The 16759-nt window shown below is 60.7% G+C and carries 15 protein-coding genes; 5 read left to right on the top strand and 10 right to left on the bottom strand.

The features are described 5' to 3' along the window. Window positions 1-142: 142 nt before the first annotated feature. Window positions 143-691, top strand: a complete 549-nt coding sequence (locus tag ACW5W7_RS02145) for a hemerythrin domain-containing protein (RefSeq protein ID WP_349918954.1) — start codon at window positions 143-145, stop codon at window positions 689-691. A gap of 73 nt (window positions 692-764) precedes the next feature. Here the strand turns inward: ACW5W7_RS02145 and ACW5W7_RS02140 are convergent, their stop codons facing one another. Both ACW5W7_RS02140 and tal read right to left on the bottom strand, forming a co-directional pair. After that, window positions 765-944, bottom strand: coding sequence for a DUF3545 family protein (locus ACW5W7_RS02140; protein ID WP_349918952.1), 180 nt, complete (start codon window positions 942-944; stop codon window positions 765-767). 232 nt (window positions 945-1176) lie between these two features. Beyond that, on the bottom strand, window positions 1177-2127 hold the full coding sequence (gene tal, locus ACW5W7_RS02135; RefSeq protein WP_349918950.1) for a transaldolase: 951 nt from the start codon (window positions 2125-2127) through the stop codon (window positions 1177-1179). 727 nt (window positions 2128-2854) lie between these two features. Between tal and ACW5W7_RS02130 the strand changes: the two genes are divergently transcribed. Together ACW5W7_RS02130 and ampC are read left to right on the top strand one after the other, a co-directional pair. Beyond that, window positions 2855-4294, top strand: a complete 1440-nt coding sequence (locus ACW5W7_RS02130; protein ID WP_456500618.1) for an alanine/glycine:cation symporter family protein — start codon at window positions 2855-2857, stop codon at window positions 4292-4294. Window positions 4295-4481: 187 nt separating this feature from the next. Beyond that, window positions 4482-5663 (top strand): class C beta-lactamase, encoded by a 1182-nt coding sequence (gene ampC, locus ACW5W7_RS02125; RefSeq protein ID WP_456500617.1) that lies wholly within the window; start codon window positions 4482-4484, stop codon window positions 5661-5663. A gap of 185 nt (window positions 5664-5848) precedes the next feature. On the opposite strand, the gene aegA is transcribed toward ampC, so the two are convergent. The 8 genes from aegA to metK form a co-directional block, all read right to left on the bottom strand. Next, complete coding sequence (gene aegA, locus ACW5W7_RS02120; RefSeq protein WP_456500616.1) at window positions 5849-7849, bottom strand: formate-dependent uric acid utilization protein AegA; 2001 nt, start codon at window positions 7847-7849, stop codon at window positions 5849-5851. Window positions 7850-8002: 153 nt separating this feature from the next. Further along, window positions 8003-8422 (bottom strand): Holliday junction resolvase RuvX, encoded by a 420-nt coding sequence (gene ruvX / locus ACW5W7_RS02115; protein ID WP_349918945.1) that lies wholly within the window; start codon window positions 8420-8422, stop codon window positions 8003-8005. An 81-nt stretch (window positions 8423-8503) separates the two neighbouring features. After that, the gene (locus ACW5W7_RS02110) at window positions 8504-9058 is read right to left on the bottom strand and encodes a YqgE/AlgH family protein (protein ID WP_456500615.1); all 555 of its coding nucleotides are present in this window, start codon (window positions 9056-9058) and stop codon (window positions 8504-8506) included. Window positions 9059-9215: 157 nt separating this feature from the next. Further along, window positions 9216-10166 carry a glutathione synthase gene (gshB, locus tag ACW5W7_RS02105; protein WP_434663515.1) on the bottom strand — a complete coding sequence of 317 codons (951 nt, stop codon included), beginning with the start codon at window positions 10164-10166 and terminating at the stop codon, window positions 9216-9218. A gap of 121 nt (window positions 10167-10287) precedes the next feature. Further along, on the bottom strand, window positions 10288-11019 hold the full coding sequence (gene rsmE, locus ACW5W7_RS02100) for a 16S rRNA (uracil(1498)-N(3))-methyltransferase (RefSeq protein ID WP_456500614.1): 732 nt from the start codon (window positions 11017-11019) through the stop codon (window positions 10288-10290). 204 nt (window positions 11020-11223) lie between these two features. Continuing rightward, window positions 11224-11937, bottom strand: a complete 714-nt coding sequence (locus tag ACW5W7_RS02095; protein ID WP_349918937.1) for an endonuclease — start codon at window positions 11935-11937, stop codon at window positions 11224-11226. 70 nt (window positions 11938-12007) lie between these two features. Continuing rightward, window positions 12008-12526: a SprT family zinc-dependent metalloprotease gene (locus ACW5W7_RS02090; protein WP_456500613.1), complete on the bottom strand. Its 519-nt coding sequence runs from the start codon at window positions 12524-12526 to the stop codon at window positions 12008-12010. A 77-nt stretch (window positions 12527-12603) separates the two neighbouring features. Continuing rightward, window positions 12604-13755, bottom strand: a complete 1152-nt coding sequence (metK, locus tag ACW5W7_RS02085; RefSeq protein ID WP_349918934.1) for a methionine adenosyltransferase — start codon at window positions 13753-13755, stop codon at window positions 12604-12606. A gap of 329 nt (window positions 13756-14084) precedes the next feature. Between metK and tkt the strand changes: the two genes are divergently transcribed. Next, a complete protein-coding gene (gene tkt, locus ACW5W7_RS02080) occupies window positions 14085-16076 on the top strand; it encodes a transketolase (protein ID WP_456500612.1) in 1992 nt (663 codons plus the stop codon). Between the two features lie 148 nt (window positions 16077-16224). Then, window positions 16225-16746, top strand: a complete 522-nt coding sequence (locus tag ACW5W7_RS02075) for a hypothetical protein (protein ID WP_456500611.1) — start codon at window positions 16225-16227, stop codon at window positions 16744-16746. The last annotated feature ends 13 nt before the right edge of the window (window positions 16747-16759 follow it).

Genomic DNA, 16759 nt, shown 5'->3' with positions numbered 1-16759 from the left:
GACTGGGGGGCTAGACGCCTGGTGTGAGGTCGGGTCAACGAGGGGAATTGTCTGCGCCAGATTTGATTGAGTGCAAAGTTGGCGCAATAAATGACCGTATACTCGAGCAAGAACCTTCATTTACCGAGCGCAAGGAGTGCCCATGTTATCCAGTTTGCACAAGGATCACCTCAACATCGCCAAGCTGCTGCAGCTGCTGAAGTACAAGCTTGTCGCCATTCGCGGCGAGCAGCCCGTCAGCTACTTCCTGATCCGGGACGTGGTGGACTATCTGCGAGAGGTGTCTGACAAGGTCCATCACCCCAAGGAGGACATGATTTACGACTACTACCTGAAGTACAGGGTGGTGGAGGGGGAGGTGGCGAACCGCCTGCATGAGGAGCACGCCAGGCTGATGGAGGCGGGCACTGAGCTAAAAGAGATGGTGGAGATGATCCTGATGGATGCGGTCATCCCGCTGGATCAGTTTACTACCCGCCTGGAGCAGTTCATCGATCAGCAGGAGGCGCACATGAACTATGAGGAGGGGGTTATCTTCCCTCACCTGCGCAGCTCCCTGACCGAGGATGACTGGCGCCACCTGGAGCAGCTTTGGCACAACAAAGCGGACCATGACCCCCTGTTCGGGGCCGAAGTGAGCCAGCACTTCCAGGCCCTGGCCAAGCAGCTCTCCCAGCCGCTCTCATCCTGAGCCCCGCCAGAAACGACAACGCCCCGACTCTTGCGGGGCGTTTTGTTATGGGGTCGCGCTGGCTGCGCGTGGCTCAGAGCTCCAGATCGTCCGAACCTTCATAGGCGATATCGATGGACTGCAACTCCTTTTGCAGGCGGTGCTTGTCTTTGAGCGCCTCGATCTCGCGCCATTTACGTTTTTTTCCCGATGTCCCGCGGCTACGTGAACCCAGCTCAACGACCTCGTCAAAATCGAAGTTGAACATGTCCATGGCTCCCTCCTTGGTTTTATGGTTGTCACCATCCGTATAACACGGTGACATTGAAAATAAAACGTTTTTGTGACGACCTTGTGACAACTGAATAAGGCCCATAAAAAAACCGGGCTGCCCTTGTGGGAGCCCGGTTTTGTTCGGGGATATGCGGCGTCAGTCGTCGAGGGGGTCGCTCTTGTTTTCGGTGTGAAAACAGCGACCTGGCGACGAGCGGGGGACGCGCTCCTCCTTACAGACGACCGGCCAGCATGGTTTCCAGCTTGCCCTGATCGACGGCGAACATGCGGATGCCTTCACCCAGCTTCTCGACCGCCATGGCGTCCTGGTTCAGCTCCCAGCGGAATTCGGCTTCGGTCATGGGGGTCGGTTTGGCCTTGCGCTCGCCGGTGTAGTTCAGCTTGCGAACCACGGTACCTTCGGCCTTGCTCAGCTCTTCCAGCAGGGCCGGGCCAATGGTCAGGCGATCGCAACCAGCCAGCTCCAGGATCTCGCCAGTGTTGCGGAAGCTCGCACCCATCACCACGGTCGGGTAGTCGTGCTGCTTGTAGTAGTCGTAGATGGCGGTGACGGAAACCACGCCCGGATCTTCGCTCGCGGTGTAGTCACGGTTGTGCTTGGCCTTGTACCAGTCGAGGATGCGACCGACGAAGGGGGAGATCAGGAAGGCGCCGGCTTCGGCACAGGCACGGGCCTGGGCGAAGGAGAACAGCAGGGTCAGGTTGCATTGGATGCCTTCCTTCTCCAGCACCTCGGCGGCGCGGATCCCTTCCCAGGTGGAGGCCAGCTTGATCAGGATGCGATCATTGCTGATGCCGGCTTCGTTGTAGAGGCGGATCAGCTTGCGGGCCTTGGCGATGCTGGCCTGGGTATCGAAGGAGAGACGGGCATCCACTTCGGTGGAGATGCGGCCCGGTACGATTTTCAGGACTTCCAGACCGATGTTGACCGCCAGCTTGTCGCCCGCGTCGATGATTTGCTGTGCCTTGTCCTGGCTCTGGGATTTGGCCCAGCTGATGGCGTCGTCGATCAGTGCCGCATACTCGGGGATCTCGGATGCCTTCAACACCAGGGAGGGGTTGGTGGTGGCATCGATGGGCTGGTAGCGCTTGATGGCTTCGATGTCGCCGGTGTCGGCAACTACCGTGGTCAGGGCTTTCAGCTGGGTCAATTTATCGGCCATAGCAAATATCATCTCTTTATGCGGGAGCGATCCCGGGGTGGCGGGCGTGAGACGGCAGCTCTGAAATTAAATTACAGGATATCGACGGCTCAGGCTCAGAAAAGCACGATGGACAGGGCCCATCGCCATTGCCTGCCTAATTAATACGGATGTGGCGCATCCTGCAATAGGGGGGGGTGTATGCTTCTCGCGCAGTTGTGGCAAGCGAGGTTGAAGATGAGTGCTAACCATCTGATTAATGGTAGTTTTAACGAATTTCATCCTGGCGGGTTGCAGGCTGAATAAATGCAAATTTTTTAGTTGATTATCAAATCTGTTAAGTCGATCACATAAATACTTCCATCAACCACTTGAAATTTTACTACGTGTAAAACGTTTTGCGTTACAGCCGGTTTGGCCCACCTCTCTACAGGTAAACGCTTGTCTCCCGCCCACCGGAGCGCAGCTCAGTGCGTCTCTCCCCAAGGGGGAATTGCGACAGGTATCCTTTTGGCGCTAACTTGTCGATGGATGAATTGCACACCAAAATTTGTTGAAAATTTGCGTGCTAAATGAAGCTTTATTGGGTCAAATCGTTCGTTTTTTGTCTTTGTAGTGAACTGAATCACTATTCCGAACCGTCTCCCTATGCTAGATTCCGCCCCTTTAGCGAAAAGCTAATTCCAACATAGACAGAGAGCGGTCAGCGCAGACTGACCATGGATGTGATAACAACAACGAGAGAATTATGGACACCTTGATCGCAATGATTAACGACCTGATGTGGGGAGCCGTGCTCATCTACCTGCTCATCGGGGTCGGGATCTTTTTCACTTTCCACCTGGGGTTTATCCAGGTTCGCCACTTCGGCCACATGTTCTCGGTACTGCGCAACAGCCGTAAATCCGACAAGGCCGGCATCTCCTCCTTCCAAGCCCTGTGCACCAGCCTGGCGGCACGGGTCGGCACCGGCAACCTGGCTGGTGTGGCCGTCGCCATCTATCTGGGTGGCCCTGGCGCCATCTTCTGGATGTGGCTGATCGCCTTCATCGGCATGGCGACCGCCTTCGTGGAGAGCACCCTGGCCCAGCTCTACAAGGTCAAGGATGAGGACGGCAACTACCGTGGCGGCCCGGCCTACTACATGGAGCGCGGCCTTGGCATGCGCTGGATGGGGGTGGTCTTCTCCCTCTGTCTGTTGCTGGCGTTCGGTCTGGTGTTCAACGCGGTGCAGGCCAATTCCATCAGCCTGGCGATGAACGTAGCCTTCGGCATTCCCGACTGGGTGAGCGGTCTGACCCTGGTGGTCCTCTCCGGTCTCATCATCTTCGGCGGCATTCGCGGCATCGCCCGCTTCGCCGAGCTGGTGGTGCCCTTCATGGCGATGGCCTACATCCTGATGGCGCTGTTCGTGGTGGTGATGAACATCACCGAGCTGCCCCATGTGTTCGCCCTCATCATCAAGTCGGCATTTGGCATCGAGCAGGCGGGGTCTGGCGCCATGGGGTATGCGATCTCCCAGGCGATGATCAACGGCATCAAGCGCGGTCTCTTCTCCAACGAGGCGGGCATGGGCTCGGCGCCGAACGCTGCCGCTACCGCCACTCCCTATCCGCCGCACCCGGCCTCCCAGGGCTATGTGCAGATGCTGGGGGTCTTCCTCGACACCATCGTCATCTGTACCTGTACCGCCGCCATCATCCTGATGTCCGGCCAGTTTGAACCGGGCTCCGGGGTGACCGGCGTGGAGCTGACCCAGCGTGCGCTCTCCTCCCAGATCGGGGGCGGTGGCAACATCTTCATCGCCGCGGCCATCTTCTTCTTCGCCTTCACCTCCATCGTCGCGAACTACTCCTACGCCGAGACCAACCTGGTGTTCCTCGAGCACAACCACAAGGGCGGTCTGATGCTGTTCCGCATGTTCGTGCTGGGCATGGTGATGTTCGGTTCCGTGGGCGAGCTGCCGACCGTGTGGGCGCTGGCGGACGTTTCCATGGGGATGATGGCCATCGTCAACCTGGTGGCCATACTGCTGCTCTCCGGGGTCGCCATCAAGCTGGCCAAGGATTACAACGATCAGCTCAAGCTGGGCCGGTTGCCGACCTTCGATGCGAACAAGTACCCCGAGCTGCGCAGCCAGCTGGAAGAGGGGATCTGGGACAACCCTCCCAAGAACAAGCAGGCCTGAGTGCCGCGCCGTTCAAAGGCAGAATGAACAAGGGGAGCATTGGCTCCCCTTTTTTATGCTGGCTGGCCGATGGCGACCCCGATCATCATCTTCCCCAGACTTCACAGTGAGCACACTCAACCGGTTTAGGATGGTGTTACTGCCTGCCGTCGAGGCTGCAATCCAAACCGATAGAGAGGAGAAGCGCATGGAACAACGACTGGGGATGAACTGGCTGGCCCTGACCAGCTTGCTGTGGGCCGGTCTGGTTCAGGCTGGCACCGAGCCGGAGGCCCTCAAGGCCTCGGTGGACGAGGCCATAGCGCCGGTGCTTTCACAGTATCGGATCCCGGGAATGGCGGTGGCCCTGCTCAAAGGCGGCCAAACCCATCTCTTCCACTATGGCCTCGCCAACAAGGAGGCGGGTATTCCGGTCGATGAGCAGACCCTGTTCGAGATAGGCTCGGTCAGCAAGACGCTCACCGCGACGCTGGGGGCCTATGGGGTCGTCGGTGGCCATTTTGGCCTGAACGACCCGGTGAGCACGCTCGATCCTGCCCTCAAGGGCAGCGCCTTTGATCGGGTGACCATGGGGCAGCTTGCCACCTACAGCGCCGGCGGCCTGCCCTTGCAATTTCCGGATGAGGTGAACTCAGATGTCAGCATGCAGGCCTACTATCGGCAGTGGTCGCCCGCCTATCCGGCCGGTACCCATCGCCAATATTCCAACCCCAGCATCGGCCTGTTCGGCCATCTGGCGGCCCGCAGCCAGGGGAGCTCCTTCGAGCAACTGATGGAGCAGACCCTGTTACCCCAGCTTGGCCTCAGCCACACCTATCTCAGGGTGCCCGAGACGGCCATGGCGCACTATGCCTTCGGCTATGACAAGGGTGACAAGGCCATCCGGATCAACCCGGGCATGCTGGCCGCCGAGGCTTACGGCATCAAGACCTCGGCGCGGGATCTGCTCCGCTTCGTGGAGGCGAATATGGCCGAGGAAAGCAGGGGCGGGACGAACAAGGCCGGGCAGCCGGGCGAGCGGCTGCAGGCCGCCATTTCCCTGACTCACACCGGGATCTATTCGGTGGGGCCCATGACCCAGGGGCTGGGGTGGGAGATGTATGATTACCCGCTGAGCCTGGAGACCCTGCTGGCTGGCAACAGCAACGACATGGTGTTAAAGCCCCAGCCGGTGACCCCTGTGATCAAGCCCGCTCCGGCGAAGGCGAGTATCCTCTTCAACAAGACGGGCTCCACCAATGGCTTCGGTGCTTACGTGGCCTTCGTACCTGCCAGGGGGATAGGCATCGTCATGCTGGCCAATCGCAACTACCCCAACGAGGTGCGCATCCAGACCGCTTACCGGATACTGCAACAGCTGGACAAGTAGAACGCGCAGACAGGTCCCCTTGGGCGAGCGAAGTGAACACGCTGGCGCCCACGGCAAGGTCCCGCGTGTCAACGGGGCACCTCGAGCCCGTGACCGCCGTGCGGGTCGTGGCGCCGGCATCGCAAAGGGGGAGCCACCGGCTCCCCCTTTGTTTTTCAGCTTCAATTGCGTTGTTGCGTTGTGGTTCAGGTCGGACTGGCCGACGTTGTGCCTATGTGAGAGGCCTGACGGCTGAGGCCGGTTGCCGTGACCTCGGGGCGTTGTGGCCTGGCCCCCAGGTATTGCATGATGCCGGCGGCGGCCTGGCGCCCCTCGGCCATGGCGGTCACCACCAGGTCGGCACCCCGCACGGCGTCGCCCCCGGCGAAGATCTGCGGGTTGCTGGTCTGGAAGGCGAAGGGGGCTGCCTGGGAGGTGGCGATCCTGCCCCAGCGATCGAGACGCACCCTCTGGGCTTCGAGCCAGGGCAATGGATGAGGGTTGAAGCCAAAGGCGATCAGCACCGCATCGGCTGGCATCAGGAACTCTGAGCCCTCGATCACCACGGGACGGCGGCGGCCGGCAGCATCGGGGTCTCCCATGCGGGTGCGCTGCATGCGGATACCACAGACGGCACCCTGTTCATCGGTTTCAATGGCAACAGGCTGCACATTGAACTCGAATTCGGCCCCCTCTTCCCTGGCGTTTTTCACCTCCTTGCGCGAACCCGGCATGTTGGCTTCATCCCGGCGATAGGCGCAGGTGACGCGGGTCGCCCCTTGGCGCAGCGCCGTGCGCACGCAATCCATGGCGGTGTCGCCGCCTCCCAGTACCACCACCTGTTGGCCTGCGAGATCGAGATAGGGTTCGTCTTGGGGCTGGGGCAACTGCATCAGATGACGGGTGCTGGCCATCAGGTAGGGCAGGGCGGCATGGACGCCCGGCGCCTCTTCGTTGGGAAGGTTGCCTTTCATGGCGCTGTAGGTGCCCACGCCGACGAAGACCGCATCGAACTCGCGCAGCAACCGGGTGAGGTGATCGTGACTCACCTCGACGCCCAGCCGAAACTCGACTCCCATCTCCGTCAGTAGCTTGCGGCGGCGGCTCAGCACTCCCTTGTCGAGTTTGAACGCCGGGATGCCGAAGGTGAGCAGGCCGCCTATCTCCGGATGGCGATCAAGCACCACGGGCGAGATGCCGTTGCGCACCAGAATGTCGGCGCACCCCAGCCCGGCAGGCCCAGCCCCTATGATGGCCACCCGCTTGCCGGTCGGTTGCAGATAGGAGAGATCCGGTCGCCAGCCGAGCGCCAGCGCCTGTTCGGTGATATAGCGCTCGAGCGCCCCGACCGTCATGGATCCCGACTCCTCCTTGAGGGTGCAGGCCCCTTCGCACAGGCGATCCTGCGGGCAGATGCGGCCGGTGATCTCGGGCAGGCTGTTGGTCTGGTGGGAGAGCTCCACTGCCTCCAGAATGCGCCCCTCGCGAGCCAGCTCAATCCAGTGGGGGATCCGGTTGTGCAGGGGGCAACGCCATTCGCAGATGCTGTGGTCGCCGCAGCCGAGGCAGCGCTGCCCCTGCTGGCTGGCCTGCTCGGCCGTGTAGGTGGGATAGAGCTCGGTGAAGGTGGTTCGGCGCAGACTGAGGGGGATCTTGGCGGGATCGCAGCGAGGGGCGGTACGCGCCAGCTGGTCGCGCTTGTGGTTAAAGGGGTGGGGTCTTTCCCCGGTGGCGCTGCACTGCTGACGTTGGCGGCGCAGCCGTGCGAGCGCCGCGTCGTCCATCAGCTGCAAGGCCTCGCTCGGGCAGGCCGCCACGCAGGCCGGACCCTGTTCACGCCCCTCGCACAGGTCGCATTTGTGGGCCACATGGCGTTGGCTGCCAGCCTGGGGGGCCATCCGCATGGCACCGAATGGGCAGGCGAGCACACAGCTCTTGCAGCCGATGCAGCGCTCGGGGAGTACCTGAACGCCCCCGTTGCGTTGAATGATGGCCCCGCTGGGGCAAGAGGCGGCGCAGGGAGCCTCGTCACAGTGACGGCAGAGGGCGGCGGTACGCAGCGCCTGATGGCGGATCACCTGAAGGCGCGGGTGAAAGTCGGCGGCAGCGGCGACGTGCTGCTCCCCATTGTGCGCCATCACGCAGGCCACTTCACAGGCGTGGCAGCCGATGCAGCGGCTGGCATCGGCCAGGACAAATTGGTTCATATCTGGATAGGCCTATAAATTAGAAACGCTGTTTTATAGTTTATCCATGATAAAGGAAGGGGAAATGCCAAACCGGGATACAGGCGACAGAATCGTACATGGCGGGAGGTGTGCGACAGGATGCAACACCGGGAGCCTTGGCTCCCGGTATGGTCAGTATTGTTCTTCCATCCAGGCTTCCAGGATGAGCTGGGCGGAGACCCCGTCCACGCTGCCCTTGTCCAGCGCCTTGTAGCCGCCGCGCTCGAACAGGCGGGCACGGGCGTCCGTGGTGGTGAGGCGCTCGTCCTTGAATTCCACCGGCTTGCCGAAGCGGCCGTGCAGGCGATTGCCGAATTTGCGGGCGCGCACCGTGATCTCCTGTTCGGTTCCATCCATGTTGAGCGGCAGACCCACCACCAGCAGGTCTGGCTGCCACTCCTTGAGCAGCTTCTCGATGTCGTCCCAGTTGGGGATGCCGTCGTTGGCCTTGAGGGAACGAAGGGGTTGCGCGGTGCCGGTCAGCTCCTGACCGATGGCGACACCGATACTCTTGGTGCCGTAGTCAAAGCCCATGATGCTGCGTGATGACATGAGAGTCCTCGAAACTGGGGTACATGAAATAGGTGTCCTGACTTCCCTGAAAGCAGAGGGAAGTCAGGACGGCCCGGGGGCTTAGCTGTGTCCCACCTGGCTGGAGAGGTGCAACGGATTGACGCCGATGCTGGCGGCGGCTTGTTGCCAGCGCTGGTGGATGGGGGTGTTGAACACCAGATCCGCGTTGGGGGGGATCACCAGCCAGGCGCCATCCACCAGCTCCTGTTCGAGCTGACCCGCGCTCCAGCCGGCGTAACCCAGGGCCACCAGCCAGTGGCTGGGTGCCTCGTCGGTGCCGAGTGTCTCCAGGATGTCCTTGGAGGTGGTGACCATCATCTCGTCGCTCACTTGCAGGGTGGAGCTGAAACCGGGGCGGAAGCTGTGCAGCACGAAGCCGCGATCCGCATGAACCGGCCCCCCCTGCAGCACCGGCTGCTTCATCTGGGTGGTGTCGGGGGGATTGAGCTTGAGCTTGGTCAGCATGGTATCCAGGGACATGTCGACCGGAATATTGACCACCAGCCCCATGGCCCCCTCGCTGCTGTGCTCGCACAGGTAGACGAGAGAACGTTCGAAGTAGGCATCCGTCAGGCTCGGCATGGCGAGCAGGTAGTGATTTTGCAGTGTTTGCATAGATATCAAATAGTGCAAAGGTATTTGGGGTGATTATGGCAGTTAGGGGCGGTGGGCAAAACCGCTTTTTCACGGCAAGGGCCAGCGTGGCCGAAAGCCTGTGCCTTGGCGCAATGAACACAGGGGCCGCGCGGGCCCCTGTTAGGTGGGAGATCCCTTACTTGCCGAGACGACGCTCGATGGCGTCCATCAGCATGCCGGTGATGGAGACGTCGAAGGCCGCCTCAATTTCGCGGATGCAGGTCGGGCTGGTGACGTTAATCTCGGTCAGTCGATCGCCGATGATATCCAGACCGACGAAGATGAGGCCCTTCTCTTTCAGGGTGGGCCCGACGGCGCGGGCGATGGCCCAGTCCGCCTCGCTCAAGGGGCGCGCCTCGCCGCGACCACCGGCCGCCAGGTTGCCACGGGTCTCCCCTTGCGCCGGGATACGGGCCAGGCAATAGGGCACGGGTTCCCCGTCCACCACCAGCACCCGCTTGTCGCCGTCCTTGATGGCGGGCAGATAGGTCTGGGCCATGCAGTACTGGCTGCCGTGCTCGGTGAGCGTTTCGATGATGACGCCGACGTTGGCATCATCTTCCTTCATGCGGAAGATGGAGGCGCCGCCCATGCCGTCAAGGGGCTTCAAGATCACGTCCTTGTGCTTCGCGTGGAAGGCACGCAGCTTGTCGGCGCGACGGGTCACGAGGGTGGTGGGGGTGTGCTCGGCAAACCAGGCGGTGTAGAGCTTCTCGTTGGCGTCACGCAGGCTCTGGGGCTTGTTGACGATGAGGGTACCCTCGTCCTCGGCCCGCTCCAGCATATAGGTGGCGTAGATGAACTCGGTGTCGAACGGCGGATCCTTGCGCATCAGGATCACGTCCAGGGTGGAGAGGGGCTGATCCACCACCTCGCCCAGTTCGAACCAGTTGGCGTAGTCGTACTGCACCTTGAGGGGGCGCATGGTGCCGAAGGCGCGGCCCGCCTCCATGTAGAGATCCGACATCTCCAGATAGAAGAGCTCGTAGCCGCGTTTTTGTGCCTCTTCGAGCATGGCGAAGCTGGAGTCTTTCTTGATGTTGATGGCCGAAATGGGGTCCATCACGATGCCGAGTTTGATGCTCATCCGAAATTCCTTCTGTGGCTCGATTGGGTTGTAGGGGCGATTAGCGAAGCGTAATCGGCCGTTTGAGGCTGCAATCGTTCGATGATGCCGCCATGCGGCTTATCGACGCTGCCCGATGGCATTAGGCAAGATCGCCAAAGCGGCACTGCAGCGCCGTGATGGCGGTCAGGGCGGCGGTTTCGGTGCGCAGCACCCGTGGCCCCAGCAACATCTCCTTGAATTCTTCCTGCACGGTACGGGCGATCTCATCGCTAGACAAGCCCCCTTCCGGGCCGATCAGCAGGCGCACGCCATGTTCGGGTACCGGCAAGGTGTTGATGCTGTATTCGGCGCGCGGGTGCAGGTTGAGCTTGAGCTCTTTCGTCTCTTCCGCCAGCCAGGCATCCAGCTCCATGGGCATGCGCACCACGGGTACCACGTTGCGGCCGCACTGCTCGCAGGCGCTGATCACCACCTTCTGCCACTGCTCGCGCTTCTTCTCCAGCCGATCCGTCGGCAGCTTGACGCCGCAGCGTTCGGAGAAGAGCGGGGTTATGCAGGTGACGCCGAGCTCCACGGATTTCTGGATGGTGAAGTCCATCTTGTCGCCACGGCTGATGACCTGGCCCAGATGAATGGCAAGCGGCGACTCCACCGACTGGGTCTCGCAGCGGTCGATATGCACTTCCACCGATTTCTTGCCGACGCTGGCGATGGTGGCGGGGTATTGGTGGCCGTCACCATTGAACAGCTCGAGGGGCTGGCCCGGCTGCATGCGCAGCACCCGGCCGATGTGGTTGGCGCCGTCTTCCGACAGGGCCAGGGTCTGACCGACCTGCAGGGAGGCCGGCTCATAGATACGTGGAATGCGCATGCTGTCTATTTGTCTCTTGGCTGACGCTTGAATGGTTCAGTCTGCTGTCAAACAGCCATTTCATGGTTCAAATGAATCAATAAATCATCATCCGGCAGCATGAAACAGGGTGGTCGATGCCGCCTGCCGCCCGCGGGCAGCCGGGCGGGCCCGGTGGGCACCACGGCTGACGAGGGAGGGCCCGGCCCTCCCCGCTAGATGGGGTCATTGGCACTGCTTTTCAATAAAGGGATTGGTATTGCCCTGCAGTTTGCCGATGCGGCGGTTGCGCTCGCACTCCCAGCGATCCGCCGGGTACTGCCTGTCCCAGGCTTCGAACAGTTTACGTTGCTGCGCCGCCAGACGCAGCCCGTACTGCTCCCCCATGTAGAGGTAGGCGCGAGCGATCTGGCCGCGCACCGGCCCCTTGGGCGGCTGCACCTGGCGGGTCTTGAAGTCCACCAGCATCTGGCACTTGCCGTACTGGTTCGGCTTGCCGTTCCAGTCGGAGAAGCCGTAGTTGGCTCTGTCGCCGTTCACCTCGCCGATGGCGGGGAAGAGGTTGTGCATGTCGCCCTCCATCCTGTTGAACTCATCGCTCTTGCCGCAGTTCTTGCGCCCGCCGTCCTGCCAGCACTGCAATTGATGACCGAACTCCCAGGCGGGCACCACGTGCTCCCACTCGATGCGGGCGGCGCGATTGGCCTGCTTGCGGGGCAGGTAGCCACAGCTCTCCCAGTCCGGCGCCATCTTCTTGCCGTTGAACTTGATGTTGCAACCGCAATAGAAGGTGCTGGGATGGCTCTGGTAGAGCTTGACGAGATCCTGCTTGGCGGCGCGGAAGGTCTGGGCTTCCTGGGCCTGGAGCGGGGCGCTGATCAGCAGGGTGAGACCGAGGGAGAGCAGGGGCAGATGAAAAGCAAGCTGGGGGCGAGACATGGGGATCCTTGAAAATGAAACGATGAAGCGACGCCGGGCACCCTATCACAGAGATGCGCCACGGGTTGACTCAATCCGTACCCGGTTGATGTATCAGCGGCTGGCGACAGCGGCGGCAGTGGTAACGGGCCTCCCCGCGCATCACCTTGTTGTGACGGCGAATGGAGAGCCGATGCTGCTGGCAGGCGCAGGCATAGGGCTGGGTATTCTGGTTCAGCACCGTGAGATCGAAGCTGTGGGTGGTTCTGGGTTCGAGGTTGAACACCTCCCGCATCACCGACTGCCACTGGCGGCCGTGGGGCAGCACCCGGCTCTTGCCGCGCCCCTCTCCCCAGAGGGCATAGACCAGCAGGTGCGCCACCTCGTGGGGCACCACCTCGTCCATGAAGGCCTGCTGGTTGGCCTGATAGAGGGCGGGGTTGAAGCGCAGCTCCCAGGTCTGCAGCCGCGCCGACCCCGCCGCCCGGCCCCGCATATTGCAGTGGATGCGCGGGCGCGGAAAGGCACGGCCGAGGCGTGCCTCGGCCTGCGTGAAGCAGGCGTCGACCCGCTCGGCGAGCAGGGCATCGGGGGAGGGGAGGGCCGTCATGGGCAATCCTGTCGGTCGGCGGATAAGCAAAAGGGGAGCCAGGCTCCCCTTTTATCACAGGCTCATGCCTTGGGACATTACAGACCGGCGACGTCGCGCAGCAGGGCGGCCTTGTCGGTCTTCTCCCAGGGGAACTCGTCGCGGCCGAAGTGGCCATAGGCGGCGGTTGCCTGGTAGATGGGACGCTTGAGATCCAGCATCTCGATGAGGCCGTAGGGACGCAGCTCGAAGTGCTCGCGTACCAGCTTCACCAGCAGCTCCTCGGCGACCTTGCCGGTGCCGAAGGTCTCGACGCTGATGGAGGTCGGCTCGGCCACGCCGATGGCGTAGGAGACCTGCACTTCACAGCGATCCGCCAGACCGGCGGCGACGATGTTCTTGGCCACGTAGCGGGCGGCGTAGGCGGCGGAGCGGTCAACCTTGGAGGGGTCTTTGCCGGAGAAGGCGCCACCACCGTGACGGGCCATGCCGCCGTAGGTATCGACGATGATCTTGCGACCAGTCAGACCGCAGTCACCCATGGGGCCGCCGATGACGAAACGGCCGGTCGGGTTGATGAAGAACTTGGTGTCCTTGGTGATCCACTCGGTCGGCAGCACCGGCTTGATGATCTCCTCGCGCACCGCTTCCACCAGATCGGTGTGGCTGATGGAGTCGCAATGCTGGGTGGAGAGCACCACCGCATCCACACCCAGGATCTTGCCAGCGTCGTCGTAGGCGAAGGTCAGCTGGCTCTTGGCATCCGGACGCAGCCACGGCAGGGTGCCGTTCTTGCGTACTTCGGCCTGGCGCTTGACCAGCAGGTGGGAGTAGGTGATGGGTGCTGGCATCAGCACGTCGGTTTCGTTGGTGGCGTAACCGAACATCAGGCCCTGGTCACCGGCGCCTTGCTCGTACGGATCGGTACGGTCAACACCCTGGTTGATGTCCGGGGACTGTTTGCCGATGGCGTTCAGCACGGCGCAGGAGTCGGCGTCGAAGCCCATGTCGGAGTGGGTGTAACCAATCTCGCGCACGGTGTCGCGCACGATCTGCTCGATGTCGACCCAGGCAGAGGTGGTCACTTCACCGGCCACCATCACCATGCCGGTCTTGACCAGGGTCTCACAGGCGACGCGCGCCTTGGTGTCCTGTACCAGGATGGCGTCCAGGACCGCATCGGAGATCTGGTCGGCGATTTTATCGGGATGGCCTTCGGAGACCGACTCGGAAGTAAACAGCTTTGCCATGTTTGGTTCTCAATCGTATGGGGTTATCGCCGCGGCCATAACCGGAAAATGACAGGTAATCTGTAGAGGTATCTACATCTGGACGTCTATTTTAATTAGCCCCATGGGTGATTGCCAGCACTATTTTGGTTTGGCGCCGCCCGAGTCGGCGTCTACCCCATTCGGGGGGAGGGGAGTGTCGGATTGAATCGTTTGCCTGGCCAAGAAAAGCGATTGTGCTCTCAAAGCGGCTTTATTCGCCCAGATAACATTTGCACGCCGCGCGCCCTGCTGGGACAATAACGCGCCTTATTCTTGGTCATCAAATGAAGCAATCGCAGGAGATACAGATGCCTTCTCGTAAAGAGCTTGCCAATGCCATTCGTGCATTGAGTATGGATGCCGTTCAAAAAGCCAACTCCGGTCACCCGGGCGCCCCCATGGGAATGGCAGACATCGCCGAAGTGCTGTGGCGCGGCCACCTCAAGCACAACCCGAACAACCCCAAGTGGGCCGATCGCGACCGTTTCATTCTCTCCAACGGCCACGGTTCCATGCTGCTGTACTCCCTGCTGCACCTCTCCGGTTACGATCTCTCCATCGATGACCTGAAGAACTTCCGTCAACTGCACTCTCGCACCCCGGGTCACCCAGAGTACGGTTATGCGCCTGGCATCGAAACCACCACTGGCCCGCTGGGTCAGGGCATCACCAATGCCGTGGGCATGGCGATCGCCGAGAAGGCCATGAGCGAACAGTTCAACCAGCCGGGTCACGACATTGTCGACCACTACACCTACGCCTTCATGGGCGACGGCTGCCTGATGGAAGGCATCTCCCACGAGGCATGCTCCCTGGCCGGCACCCTGCAGCTCGGCAAGCTGATTGCCTTCTGGGATGACAACGGCATCTCCATCGACGGTCACGTCGAAGGCTGGTTCACCGATGACACCCCCAAGCGCTTCGAAGCCTACGGCTGGCACGTCATTCCGGCCGTGGACGGCCACAGCCCGGAAGCCATCAATGCCGCCATCGAAGCCGCCAAGGCCGAGACCGGCAAGCCGACCCTGATCTGCTGCCGCACCATCATCGGCTACGGTTCCCCGAACAAGTCCGGCTCCCACGATTGCCACGGTTCACCGCTCGGCAACGACGAGATCGCCGCCGCCCGTGCCTTCCTGAAATGGGACCACGCGCCCTTCGTCATCCCGTCTGACATCGCCGCCGAGTGGAATGCCCAGGAGAAAGGCACCAAGTTGGAAGCCGACTGGGCTGCCAAGTTTGCCGCCTATGAAGCCGCGCACCCGACCCTGGCTGCCGAGTTCAAGCGTCGCACCACTGGCGAGCTGCCGGCCAACTGGGCCGCAGAATCCGCCAAGATCATCGAAGCCCTGCAAGCCAACCCGGCCAAGATCGCTACCCGTAAGGCCTCCCAGAATGCCCTGGAAGCCTTCGGCAAGCTGCTGCCCGAGTTCATGGGCGGCTCCGCGGATCTGGCGCCGTCCAACCTGACCATGTGGTCCGGTTCCAAGTCCCTGACCAACGACGACGCCTCCGGCAACTACATCCACTACGGTGTGCGCGAGTTCGGCATGTCCGCCATCATGAACGGCATCGCCCTGCACGGTGGCTTCATTCCGTACGGCGCGACCTTCCTGATGTTCATGGAATACGCTCGCAACGCCCTGCGCATGGCCGCCCTGATGAAGCAGCGCGCCATCTTCGTTTACACCCACGACTCCATCGGTCTGGGTGAAGATGGCCCGACTCACCAGCCGGTCGAGCAGATCGCTTCCCTGCGTCTGACCCCGAACATGAGCACCTGGCGTCCCTGTGACCAGGTGGAGTCCGCAGTAGCCTGGAAGCACGCCATCGAGCGTACCGACGGCCCGACTTCCCTGATCTTCTCCCGCCAGAACCTGGCCCAGATGGATCGTACCGCCCAGCAGCTGGCCGATGTCGCCAAGGGTGGTTATGTGCTGAAGGATTGTGCCGGTACCCCGGAAATCATCCTGATCGCCACCGGTTCCGAAGTGGAGCTGGCCGTGGCCGCCTACGTCGAGCTGACCGCCAAGGGCCGTGCCGTGCGCGTGGTCTCCCTGCCGGCCACTGACGTATTCGACGCCCAATCCGCCGAGTACAAGGAATCCGTGCTGCCGTCCTCCGTCACCAAGCGCGTCGCCATCGAAGCGGGCATCGCCGACTACTGGTACAAGTACGTGGGCCTGAACGGCAAGATCATCGGCATGCACACCTTCGGTGAGTCCGCACCGGCCGAGCTGCTGTTCAAGGAATTCGGCTTTACCGTGGAAAACGTGGTTGCGACCGCTGAATCCCTGTAATCCCTGATTGCTTGGTACTGAACTGAAAAGCGCCTCCCTCGGGAGGCGCTTTTTTATTTAGCTAGCATGAATTCTATTATCTGTACATGTCAGCTATTCAGTGATTTGATCAGTCTTATCAATGTGAGGCTGAAAATGGTAAAGCATGATGAGTAAATATCAACGTTTGGATATACCTAATATCGTTGTATTGGATGCAGCTGAACAGTTTTATCAAAGTGCAAAAATCCTTAAAGATATGCCTCCAGGCTCCGGAGTATTACTGCCAATGCTCACAAATGCAGCACTGGCAATGGAGCTATACATAAAGTCACTAAACACACTGTCAGTTATTGAAAATTATGAAAAATATTCAGATGGTAGTGAAGGCTGTGTGGTTACGGAAAAAACAGGGACACGCGAACACGACTTAAGCGTTATTTTGTCTAATGTCGATAATGCTATTAAAATCAACATTGGTGATTTGTTTAATAATGGAAGGATACAACATTCATTCGATGAATTAATCGAGTTGGTTAAGCCTTACGATAAGCTTTTCGTGAGAAGCCGATATTCATATGAGAAGTTAGGGTTGCCGACCATTAGCATTGCTGAATTGTTCTATTGTATTGAGTCCATTCGTGATTTGGTTGATGAAATAAGTCCAAGTACTGACGAAGATAAAAAATGATATTCTCAGTTGC

It is taken from the genome of Aeromonas intestinalis (assembly GCF_054052485.1).
The sequence above is the reverse complement of the archived record's forward strand: the minus strand, read 5'-3'. Positions and strand labels throughout refer to the sequence as shown.